This is a genomic window from Prosthecobacter sp. (assembly GCF_014879935.1).
Classification (GTDB): Bacteria; Verrucomicrobiota; Verrucomicrobiia; order Verrucomicrobiales; family Verrucomicrobiaceae; genus Prosthecobacter.
Window position 1 is genome coordinate 24,200 of record NZ_JACSRD010000084.1, and the last position, 10,459, is coordinate 34,658.

Sequence of the window (10,459 nt, forward strand, 5' to 3'; positions counted from 1 at the left end):
CAGAACGAATCGGCGCTTGCAGAAGCAAACGCCATTCGTTCTCACTGCCAGACTCAAACCGCCACGCAGTGCACCTTGCTGATGCCCTGGATTTTCTCCAGTTCAGCGAGGACTTCGGCACCCGGCGTGGAGTCGAGCGTGAGCAGCGTCAGCGCCTTGCCGCCTTCCTTGTCACGGCTGAGCGACATGTCGGCGATGTTGACCTGATTCTTGCCCAGCGTGGCGCTATAGGCGGCGATCATGCCCGGGCGGTCGATGTTCTCAATGAACAGCAGTGTGCCTTCCGGACGGGCCTCGATGCGGCGGCCGTTGACCTTCACGATGCGCGGATCACCGGCGAAGAAGGTGCCGGAGATGCTGGCAGCCTCGCCGCTGTCGTTTTTGGCGACGACTTCGATGAGATCGTTGAACTCGCTCGCGTCGGTGAGACGGCTTTCGGTGAAGCGGATGCCGAGGTTTTCGGCCACGCCGTTGGCGTTGATGTAATTCACCTGCTCGGCACCGACGGGGCGCTCCAGGAAGCCTTTCAGCACCGCACGGGAGATCAAGGTCGTGTCGCCGGTTCCCACTTTGCCGCTGTAATTGATGCGGACGACATTGCTCCGTGCAGGAGCGAGTTGCGAAACGAGGCGGCCGAGAAGCTCGCCGAACTTCAAGAACGGCCCGATCTCGGCGAGCACCTTCGGATCCACGTTCGGCATGTTCACCGCGTTGACGACCGTGCCTTGCAGCAAGTGCGCTTTGATCACTTCGGCGATTTCAATGCCGACGTTTTCCTGCGCTTCTTCCGTCGAGGCGCCAAGGTGAGGCGTGAAGACGGTGTTCGGGGCTTTGAGCAGCGGATAATCGGCGGGGGGCGGCTCGGTCTCGAAGACGTCGAGCGCAGCACCGGCGATGGTGCCAGCGGTGAGGGCTTCGGCGAGCGCGGCGTCGTCGATGAGGCCGCCGCGGGCGCAGTTGATGATGCGGCAGCTCGGCTTCAGCGTGGTGAGACGTTTCGCATTGATCATGTGCTTCGTCTCCGGCGTCAGCGGCATGTGCATCGTGATGTAGTCTGCCTGCACGATGGCGGCATCGAGATCCTCACAAAGGGTCACGCCGAGGCTCTCCGCGCGGTTTTTGCTCAAATACGGGTCATAGGCCACCACGCTCATGCCGAAGGCCTTCGCACGCTTGGCGAACTCGGCACCGATGCGGCCCATGCCGAGCACGACGAGCGTTTTGCCATACACTTCGGTGCCCTGGAAGCTTTTGCGGTCCCATTTGCCATTCACGATGGTGGCGTGCGCCTGCGGCGTTTTGCGGCTGAGGGCCATCATGAGGGTGAAGGCCTGCTCGGCGGTCGAAATCGTGTTGCCACCGGGGGTGTTCATCACCACCACGCCACGCTTGCTGGCCACGGGGATGTCGATGTTGTCCACGCCGACACCGGCGCGGCCCACGACTTTGAGGTTCGGCGCGGCTTCGATGACCTTGGCGGTCACCTTGGCACCGCTGCGCACGATGATGGCGTGGGCGTCACGGGAGGCCTCGATCATCTTGTCCTCGGCCTTCAGGTCCATGTTCACCGTCACATTGAAGGACGGCTCCGCCTTGAGCAGGTCGATGCCCTTGCTCGAAATGGGGTCGTTGTTGCCGGCGATGAGGATGTTGAACTTGGACATGGTGGTTTGGGGAAAAGGGCGCGCAGACTAGCCGCCTTTCCTCAGCGCTCAACTACCAATGCGCACTGGACAGAGCGAGTCGGGCGGGTTGAATAGAGGGCATGATTTTGGCCCAAGTCCCCGGCATCGGCGAACCAGAGCTTTACGCGATTTGCGCAGTCGTGGCGACCGGGCTTCTCAGTTGGATCATTTATGCGGTCAAACTGAAGCGCCACCGCAGGGAAGCAGCCACCGCCCAGGAAAAACTGCGCGCCGAGGCCGCTGCGACGCTGAAGGCAGCCCAGGATCATGCGGCAGCCGATGCCGCCGCGGCACGAACCGCCGCCGGAGCGGCTGCGGCGAAGTTTTCCGAGCTCCAAGAGCAGTTCGGCGACCTGCAGCAGCGTTTCACCACGCATCGTGAGGTGGCCGAACGCCGTGCCAACGACGCCTCCCAGCAAATCACGCGGCTGGAGGGCGAACTGGCCGCCACGCGCGAAGTTGCCGCCCAGCTTGTTCCCACGCAATCCCGCATCAAGGACCTCGAACTGGCGCTTTCCGCCGAACAAGGCCGCGTGAAGGCGCTGGAACAGACCGTCGAGGCCACGAACGCCCGCGCCGCTGATTTCGAGCAGCGGATGATCGCGGCACAGGAACTGGTGCTGAAGCACAAAACTGAGTTCCAGGAACAGGCCGCCGAATTGAAGAAGGTGCGGGACGAACATGCCGCCTACGCCGCTGCTGGTGGAGCCGAGGCCGAGGTGGCGAAAGCCCGCGAAGCCCAGCAGCAGGCCGAGGGCAAGCTCGCCAATCTGCAGCGTGCCCTCAAAGCTGCCGAGGCTCGTGTTGAGATGGTGCAGAAGGAGTTCATGAACGCCGTCGGCGTCCCGTCCGCCCCTCTTTCCAGCAGCGCCGCCGCTCTTTCGGCCGGCAACGAGAAAAAGATCCGCGAACTGGAGGACAAGCTCGCCCAGGTGGAGGCGGAGTCCCGCAAGAAGGCCCGCGAGGACGGCTACAAGATCGCCGAACTCGAATATCGGCTCAGCGAGGCGGTGGACAAGAACCAAACGGCAGTGTCCCAAGGCCGCCCACCGTCACCACCTGAAGAGTCCACCGCTGCCATTCCGACGAGCAAGGCCCCGCAGGCAGGCGAATCCACCGCCTCGGCACCCGATGCGACGCCGATCACCGCGGAAGCACCCTCGACAGGCAGCGACACGTCTGACGTTGCGCCAGCCACCGTCGGAACATCGCCAGCAAGCGAAATGCCCTCGGCCGTAGAGGCTTCTGCCGTGGTCGCTGCTGCAAATGAGCCTCCCGCTTTGCCCGGCCCCATGGTCCAGATGGATCTGCCCCAGCCTGAATCGGCGACCTGACCCCCCACCTCCCGGCCTCCGTCTGTCCGCCATCGTCCGTGGTCAGTCGTGGCAATTTTTCTCCCAACACCCGCGTTCTATCCGCCCGCATGAAACTCAGCCTCGCTCTTGCCGCCCTTTTCGCACTCACCGCCCACGCAGCCACAGACTGGTCCCGCTTTCGCGGGCCGAACGGCAGCGGCGTCGCCGAGACCACCGGTCTGCCCTCGGTGGTCGATGACAGCACCACGCTGTGGAAGGTCGAGTCCGGCCGCGGCTGGTCTTCCCCCATCCTGTGGGGCGACATGGTCGTGATCACCGCGGAAACCGCCGCCAACAAGCGTGCGGTGATCGCGTTTTCATCGGCGAACGGCAAAGAATTGTGGCGCCACGAGGAAGTCTTTGTGCCGCACAATCTGCACAAGACTTACAACACCTTCGCCAGCAGCTCCCCCTTCATCGACGCCCAGCGCATCTACATCAACTGGAGCAGCGGGCCCGACATCCAGGCGCTCGCCCTCGACCACGGCGGCAAGCTCCTCTGGCGCAATGACAAGGTGGCGGGCTACATCCACGAGCACGGCACCGGCGTCTCCGCGTTGGTGGTCGATGGAGTCATGATCCTGCGCAGCGAGTTTGATGTGGAGAAGAACGGCAAGGACCTCACCACCGCACCCGAGCAGCGTGAGTGGAAAAGCTGCATCGTCGGCCTGGACGCAGCCACGGGCAAGCAGGTGTGGAAGCACGAGATGCCCAACTGCCTGAACACCTTCTCCACGCCCGTGGTGCATGAGTTGAAGGGCGGCCAAAAGGAAATCATCTGTGCAAACACCGGCAGCGGCGTCATGGGGCTCGACCTCAAGACCGGCAAGCTCAACTGGCAGCACAATCCGGGCTACAGTCAGCGCTCCCTCGGCTCCGGCGTCCTCAGCGATGACTTCTACTTCTGCACCTTCGGCACGGGCGGTGGCGTGAAGGAGATCGCCGCTCTGGACCTGAAAAGCGGCAAGCCGAAGCCGGTGGAATTCGAAATTCCGAAAGGCCTGCCCTATGTCCCCTCCCCGCTCGTGATCGGCGAGCACATGTATCTCCTGGGTGATGGCGGCATCCTCCGCTGCGTTGAGTTCAAGACCGGCAAGGTTCTTTATGAAGAACGCGTCGAAGGCACCACCGGCAGCGCCAAGTTCTTCAGCAGCCCCGTCGCGGGCGATGGCAAGATCTTCTGTGCCAGCCAGCAAGGCGACCTCATCGTCATCAAGGCCGGTCCGAAGTTCGAAAAACTCGCCGCCAGCAAGCTCGACGGCCCCGTGAACTCCGTCCCCGCGATTGGCGACAAGAAGCTCTTCGTCCGCACCGCCACCTCCCTCTACTGCCTCGGTGCCAAAGGCCAGCCTGTGCCGTGAGGTGTCCGGGCACCCAAGGCACGCCTTCGTGATCACTCGGGAGAGGTCCGGGTCTTTTCAGGCCGGGCTTAGAGAAGACTGACCTGACCCACCTCAGGAAATACCCTCTCCTTGACTCCCATCAAAAGTTGACGGAACGCCTGATCCTGCCTTGGAAGACGAACACGGAAGCATGCTGACGCACTACCAAACTCTCAAAGTGGCTGAAGATGCGCCACCGGAAGTGATCAAAGCCGCCTATCGTGCGCTCAGCCAGCAGCACCATCCGGACAGCAATCAAGAGAGCCAGGAGGAGGCGCTGCGGGCCATGCAGGCCATCAACGAAGCGTATGAGGCGCTCATTGATCCAGAATCGCGAAGCGCCTACGACGAACAGATTCGCAGCATGCGTGTTGCCGCCGCAGGCGGGTCGGAAGCAGCACCGGACCTGGCAGGCGGCACTCTCGTCAAAAGAGGAGGCCCCGACTCTGCGGCAATCGAAGTGCGTCCTCATCGCAGACGCCGATCCCGGTCGTCCCGCCATCATCCGGACCATGCGCTGGTGCCGTCATCTTCCGAAGTTTATTTCCATTCGTCGGGAAGATCTCGCGGCGGCAGCCTCGTTCGCGCCGAATCAAGGCTTGCGCCGATGTTCACGTCGTCTCAATCGACCGCCATCCATGGACGGATGCTTCCACAATCGGCGGATGATCCCCAGACGCCAGCAACCCCGCCGGGACCCGGAAAACGTGGATTCCGCATGATCTCGATCATCATCACCGCGTGCGTGCTTGCCATGCTGCTCCTGGCTGGCCTCGTCGCTTGGCGGCTGGGGTGGGTGAATCGATTCTGGGTGTGGTTTCAACGAGAGCAGGCACTTGAGGCGAGCCGGGGCCTCGTCTTCGGCGGACGCAACGATGTCGTGCCGATGGTGGACCCCAATGAACGTCCCTACGACCGGCCTGCCCTCACCCCGCAAGGCCGTCCCTGGCCTGAGGAAACGGGCTACCTGCCAGGCACTGAACAACGGCACACTCAAGGTCGCTGCGAGGTGGTCGTCGATAACGTGCTGCACGATGCGGACGTGCACGTGAAATTGCTGGCCTTGCCGGCGGATGACGAAGGCGATCCCATCGTCGTGAGGGAGGCCTTCATCGCCACAAGATCACAGATGCGCTTCGAGAACCTTCCCCCAGGAAGATATGAGCTGCGTTACCGGTCGCTCAGCAGCGGACTCATCTTCCGGGCTGCCGCGCTCGAACTGTCGCAGGATGCGGCCAGAAACAGCTCATCCAAGACGGTGTCGCTCTACAAGGTCATACCAGGAAACCTTCAGCGCCCGCTCATCGCCGAGGACGCCTTTTGAAGGCGGCTACCGCGTTGCCCGCTCTTCACGTTCCACCGCCACCACCCCATCATTTCGCGCGACGATGATCTTCTTCTGCCGGTCCGGCTGACGGCTGCGCAGAATCACCACATTCCCAAGGTCGCGATCCGTGTGACCTTCGCCGAGGTATTCCCAGCCCTGCCCTGGCACCTGCATCTGCGCCGGAAACTCGAGCACCCGGCGATCCAGCAGAATCTGTTCATCAAACAGCGTTTCCAGGCTCGCCGGATACTTTCCATCATGATCCGCCGCGTATTGCTTCATGCCGATCACGATCTGACGGGCGTTGTTGATGGCCTTGATTTGATTGCCCTGCGCCTGCACCGCATTGAAGGCCGGCACCGCCAGCGAGGCCAGGATGGCGATCAGCGGGATCGCCGCGATCATCACATAGCCCATCACCAGTCCGGCCACGGCCATGCCACGTCCCTTGAGCGCACCGGCCGATTTTTTGATCGCTGAAAGGCCCAGATGCCCCAGGATCACCGCCGGAATGCAGGGCAGCCACAGCAGCAGACCTAGGATCCCGCAAATCAGGCTTCCAACAGCCATTCCTGATGTCTTTGCGGGTCCCGCAGGAATCGCAGCAGCCTGTGTGACGGGTCCAAACACCGGAACTCCAGACACGGCCGCTCCCGGCGGTGGAATCAGCTTCGAAAGCGGCTCCCATTCCGCCATCCCCTCGCACCAGCCGAGGTCGGTCCCGACGAGTTCACCCGACACAAGGCGTCGATAGACCTCCTCCTTCTCAAAAGGGCCGGACTTCTCCCCATTTTTGGCGACGTGGTAATGCATGGCGTGACAGATGTTGAATGGAACGACGGCAGAATTACCCGATCCGCCCCTCGCGGCACAATCCCAAAAGTTCGTGTGATGCGATCAATCCCGCTCATGCCTAGGGCATACGCATGACATGAGCGACTGAGTATGGCGGTTGAGAGGTGGATGAAACCTTCACCCATCGTCCCATCGCCATCCATCATGCAAGACACAGGGGCCGACTGATGCGCGAAATGTGCACCAAGGTGCTCAAGGCCAGTCCGCTGAAAGGCTCCGTGCGCAGCAAGCGCAACCGTTGCGCCCCTGATCCCACCTTCCGCACCGAAATCACCCGCCCTATTTTCCACGGTTTTGGCGCGTAAGCCCTGCATGAATGCCCTGCTGACGTCATTCGCTCTTGATCCACATTGACTTCGGTCCGGAACCGTCGCCTCCTCATCACCGGGAAGAACCCGGCAGGCGATAGCCATTTCCGGCACCATCAGGCAGGCGGATGCCGGTGCTGCGGCCGCGGGGATAGTGCCGCGCCTGATGCTCGCTGCGGTGGCCCATGGGATCCACGGTTTCCCAGGCGGCGTCAAACTTCGTGGCCATGCTGGTGGTGCAGGAGCCCCCCCAGGAGCACAGGAGGAAAAGAATCGCACGCGGGAGGGAGAAAGTCATGACCAGCCTCAGAAGTAGCCCTTCACCTTCACTTTGCGGCCGAAAATCTTGTCCCCGGCGGCGATGTAGAGAACATCGTGGTCCTTGCCCGCGAACTCGACGCTCACCACCTTTGATTCCGGCGTCGGTTTCGTGATGATTCCGGCCAGACGGCCCGCCGGATCGAAAATCTGCACGCCCAGCTCCGTGGTCACGAAGAAACGGCCGTTCGCCTCCGTCGTCGCACCGTCGCCGGAGGCGGTTTCCTTGCCCACCGGCAGCCACATCGTCATGAAAGGCTCTCCGCCGGTCAAAGTGCCGTCATCTTCAATGCGCCAGGCCCACACATGCTTCCCGCCGTGTTCGGACACCACCAGCGTGCGTTCATCAGGGGAGATCGTGATGCCGTTCGGCTTCTGCACCTTCCCGGCATCAGCCACGACATGCTTCTTGTCCTTCGTGATCAGGTGCACGCTCAACGTCGGCGTCTCGGTGAAGTAAAGATTCCCCGTCTTGCTCACTACCAGGTCATTGCACTTCACCCCGGTCAGCAGCACCTCCACCTCCCCCTTCATCGTGATGGCGATGATGCGCTGCTCTTTGTTGTGGCAGGCGTAAAAGCGGCCGTCAGGACCGATCTGCAGGCCGCTGATGCCCGGGAGGTTGTCGAGAAACAAGTCTGTCTTCCCGGTCGCCACATCCAGCATGTAGATCCCCTTCCCGGCCTTCACATCCGTGAAGAACAGATTGCCTTCCTTGTCACAGCAAAGGCCGTCCGTGAAGGTGAAGCCGCCCGCCGCCTCCTTCCAGGGCTCGCCCTCGACCAGGTAGTCGTGGAGGGAGGTGTCTTGCGCCAGAGAGGTGGAAACGAGGAGGCTGAGAATCAAAAGAGTGTGTTTCATGGGCATCAAAAGTTCACGGTTCACGATTCGCTGTTGGAAGAAACGCGTTCGCGGAGAACTGGGAACAGCGAACCCCGAACAGCGGACGGTTTGTCACTTCTTCCACAGCCAGCGCAGCGTGTCAGGCAGCAAAGCGCCGCCGTGCTTGCCGTTGTGCGTGCCTTCACCGAGCACGAACTGGTAGTCGTAACCTGCAAACTTCAGCGCCGCCGCCATGTCCTGGTTCGCCAGCGGCCAGTTGCCGAACTGGTTGTCCAGATCGTTCTTCCCGTCCTGGAGGAAGACCTTGAGAGGCTTCTTGTCCGTCTTGCGGACCAATGCGGGATACACATGCCCGCCGCGGATGTTCGTGAAGCTGCCGATGTGGCTGATCACCCTGCGGAACGCATCCGGCCGCTCCCACGCCACGGTGAAGGCGCAGATGCCGCCGCTGCTGTTGCCGCAGATGCCACGGCCTTCGGGATCGTCCGTCAGCTTGTGGTTCTTCGCCACTTCCGGCAGGATTTCTTCGATCAGGAAACGCGCATGCAGATCGCCCAGCGAGTCATATTCAAAGCTGCGGTTGCTCCGTGGCTTGTCCTTCGGATTCGAGGTTGGAAACACCCCTGGATTGATGAAGAGGCCGATCGTCACCGGCATCTCGCCCTTCGCGATGAGATTGTCGAACACCACCGGCACGCGGAACTGCCCGTCCGCCTTCACAAAGCCGCCGCCGTCGCAGAACACCATCACGTTCGCCGGTTGTTCGGGCTTGTACTGCGCCGGCACATAGACCCACCAGTCGCGTGTAGTGCCCGGATAGATCTTTGAGTTCGTCCATGCCGGCATCTGCGTCACCTTTCCCTGCGGCACGCCTTTCTGCACCTGCGAGTCCGGCCCAAGAACATACTGGTCATCCTGCGGAGCGGCGAAGGTGACAGGGGCCAGGGCGAGAAACAAAGACAGAGAAACGCGAGCGGGGAACTTCATGAGGCGGAACCGAACGAGGAAGCGAAAGAGCATCTTGCACCAGCGCCTGCGCAATGTCAGTCACGCCCATCTTCTTCCGGAATGACAACCGCTGCGATCTCATCGGCATGCTCCAATCGCCAGCGTTCGAACCCTTCCATCGTCGGATAGTACTGCTGCGAGTGCAGAGCAAGCTGGAAGACCTTGTCAACCCGTTGAAAGTCGAGCGCAGCATCAAGCAGCTTGCCGCCCAGCCTCCCGTCATGCTCGAAGCACAGTTCCAGAAAGCCCCGAATCTCGACTCGCTGCGTGGTGGTAAGAAGGAAAACTCCTGGGCCGCTCGCCATAAATCCGTTTCCGTTCCCGCCGACAAACACCCACGAATGACTCCCCCTCGTTCGTTCTGCCATGCTTCGCTGCAAAGGAACTGAAGTCATTCTCTTTTACCCGGTGCCTTTTGAACACGGTCAGCCGCGTCCCTGGAATCTGCCACTCGAGGGTCTCGCGATAGGCGCCGCAATGTCGGCAAACCGCCATTGATCCAAAAGCACCAAACCACGCCGCCCACAAGCCACCTGCGGCCAGCAGGGCGACAAATGGCATCTTGCCGACGTGCCTCATCATGGGGGTAGTGCCTCTCGGCCGGCGGGATTTTGCCGAGCGGAACGCACATGCAAGCGCACCACGCGGCTGCCCACGCGCGACACCTCATCGGCGATGCGGTCCAGCGGCAGCGGAGGATAGAAGTGCAAGGCCGCAAAAATCGCCAGCAGCCACCCACCGTAGCCCAAGGCCGGATGAAAACATGGCACCGCCGTGTCGAACTCGGGATCGGTCAGCATCACCCGGAAGGACGGCTGCCAGGACAGCACCGAACAGCCGATGGCGATCACGCCCAGCAGCAGCGGAACCCACCAGACCCGCAGCCAGAGCCGGTGCAGCGCCGGGATCAGACGAAGCGGCAGCCCCACCACCAACAGCACCGCCACTGCGGCCGCGCTGAGCACCACGCCCACCACCGGTTGACCGATCAGCGACTCAAACCCCTCATAAACGGCCAGCCCCATCGCCAGCAGGTAATAAACCACCCCCAGCACCCACGCCGACCCGGCTTGAACGGCCAGGCGAATGAAATGGAACGCAGTTCTCATGGCAGAAGAGGTTATACACAGGCGCAAGTCTCCCCGGCAAGCCTTTTGCGCGGCCCGAGATCGGTGCCAACCCTTCCGAACTCCCAATTCGCGAACGCCGCCTCCCGTCTCCGAATCATACGCCAGCGTCCTGGAGTGTGGCGCCCCTCCGCCGCTTTCGAGCGTCCCCAGCCTCCCACCAAAGCTAGCCTGCATTTCTAACGCTCTGGAGCTTGCGCGGCGGCGATGTAGCGCGGAATTCCGATTCCGCGAAGGCCCCGCCTCGGAAT

Annotated in this window: 11 protein-coding genes; 4 read left to right on the plus strand and 7 right to left on the minus strand. The window is 62.0% G+C overall.

The window, feature by feature from the left end; all coding sequences use genetic code 11:
- Positions 1 to 53: 53 nt before the first annotated feature.
- Positions 54 to 1,664, minus strand: a complete 1,611-nt coding sequence (gene serA / locus IAE77_RS04460) for a phosphoglycerate dehydrogenase (RefSeq protein ID WP_294222444.1) — start codon at positions 1,662 to 1,664, stop codon at positions 54 to 56.
- Positions 1,665 to 1,765: 101 nt separating this feature from the next.
- Here serA and IAE77_RS04465 point away from each other — a divergent pair, with 101 nt between their 5' ends.
- The 3 genes from IAE77_RS04465 to IAE77_RS04475 all read left to right on the plus strand — a co-directional run bounded on the left by IAE77_RS04465 (position 1,766) and on the right by IAE77_RS04475 (position 5,746).
- Entirely contained in the window at positions 1,766 to 3,019 is a 1,254-nt protein-coding gene (locus IAE77_RS04465; RefSeq protein ID WP_294222447.1) for a hypothetical protein, read from the plus strand.
- An 89-nt stretch (positions 3,020 to 3,108) separates the two neighbouring features.
- Positions 3,109 to 4,401 (plus strand): PQQ-binding-like beta-propeller repeat protein, encoded by a 1,293-nt coding sequence (locus IAE77_RS04470; RefSeq protein WP_294222450.1) that lies wholly within the window; start codon positions 3,109 to 3,111, stop codon positions 4,399 to 4,401.
- A gap of 172 nt (positions 4,402 to 4,573) precedes the next feature.
- Positions 4,574 to 5,746 carry a J domain-containing protein gene (locus IAE77_RS04475; RefSeq protein ID WP_294222453.1) on the plus strand — a complete coding sequence of 391 codons (1,173 nt, stop codon included), beginning with the start codon at positions 4,574 to 4,576 and terminating at the stop codon, positions 5,744 to 5,746.
- A 6-nt stretch (positions 5,747 to 5,752) separates the two neighbouring features.
- Here the strand turns inward: IAE77_RS04475 and IAE77_RS04480 are convergent, their stop codons facing one another.
- A complete protein-coding gene (locus IAE77_RS04480; RefSeq protein WP_294222456.1) occupies positions 5,753 to 6,562 on the minus strand; it encodes a DUF4190 domain-containing protein in 810 nt (269 codons plus the stop codon).
- Positions 6,563 to 6,771: 209 nt separating this feature from the next.
- Between IAE77_RS04480 and IAE77_RS04485 the strand changes: the two genes are divergently transcribed.
- On the plus strand, positions 6,772 to 6,909 hold the full coding sequence (locus IAE77_RS04485) for a hypothetical protein (RefSeq protein WP_294222459.1): 138 nt from the start codon (positions 6,772 to 6,774) through the stop codon (positions 6,907 to 6,909).
- A gap of 76 nt (positions 6,910 to 6,985) precedes the next feature.
- On the opposite strand, the gene IAE77_RS04490 is transcribed toward IAE77_RS04485, so the two are convergent.
- The 5 genes from IAE77_RS04490 to IAE77_RS04510 form a co-directional block, all read right to left on the minus strand.
- Positions 6,986 to 7,210: a hypothetical protein gene (locus IAE77_RS04490; protein WP_294222462.1), complete on the minus strand. Its 225-nt coding sequence runs from the start codon at positions 7,208 to 7,210 to the stop codon at positions 6,986 to 6,988.
- An 8-nt stretch (positions 7,211 to 7,218) separates the two neighbouring features.
- Positions 7,219 to 8,091 carry an SMP-30/gluconolactonase/LRE family protein gene (locus IAE77_RS04495; protein ID WP_294222465.1) on the minus strand — a complete coding sequence of 291 codons (873 nt, stop codon included), beginning with the start codon at positions 8,089 to 8,091 and terminating at the stop codon, positions 7,219 to 7,221.
- A 93-nt stretch (positions 8,092 to 8,184) separates the two neighbouring features.
- Complete coding sequence (locus tag IAE77_RS04500; protein WP_294222468.1) at positions 8,185 to 9,060, minus strand: alpha/beta hydrolase-fold protein; 876 nt, start codon at positions 9,058 to 9,060, stop codon at positions 8,185 to 8,187.
- Positions 9,061 to 9,116: 56 nt separating this feature from the next.
- The gene (locus tag IAE77_RS04505) at positions 9,117 to 9,449 is read right to left on the minus strand and encodes a hypothetical protein (RefSeq protein ID WP_294222471.1); all 333 of its coding nucleotides are present in this window, start codon (positions 9,447 to 9,449) and stop codon (positions 9,117 to 9,119) included.
- A gap of 210 nt (positions 9,450 to 9,659) precedes the next feature.
- Positions 9,660 to 10,190, minus strand: a complete 531-nt coding sequence (locus tag IAE77_RS04510) for a hypothetical protein (protein WP_294222474.1) — start codon at positions 10,188 to 10,190, stop codon at positions 9,660 to 9,662.
- Positions 10,191 to 10,459 lie beyond the last annotated feature (269 nt).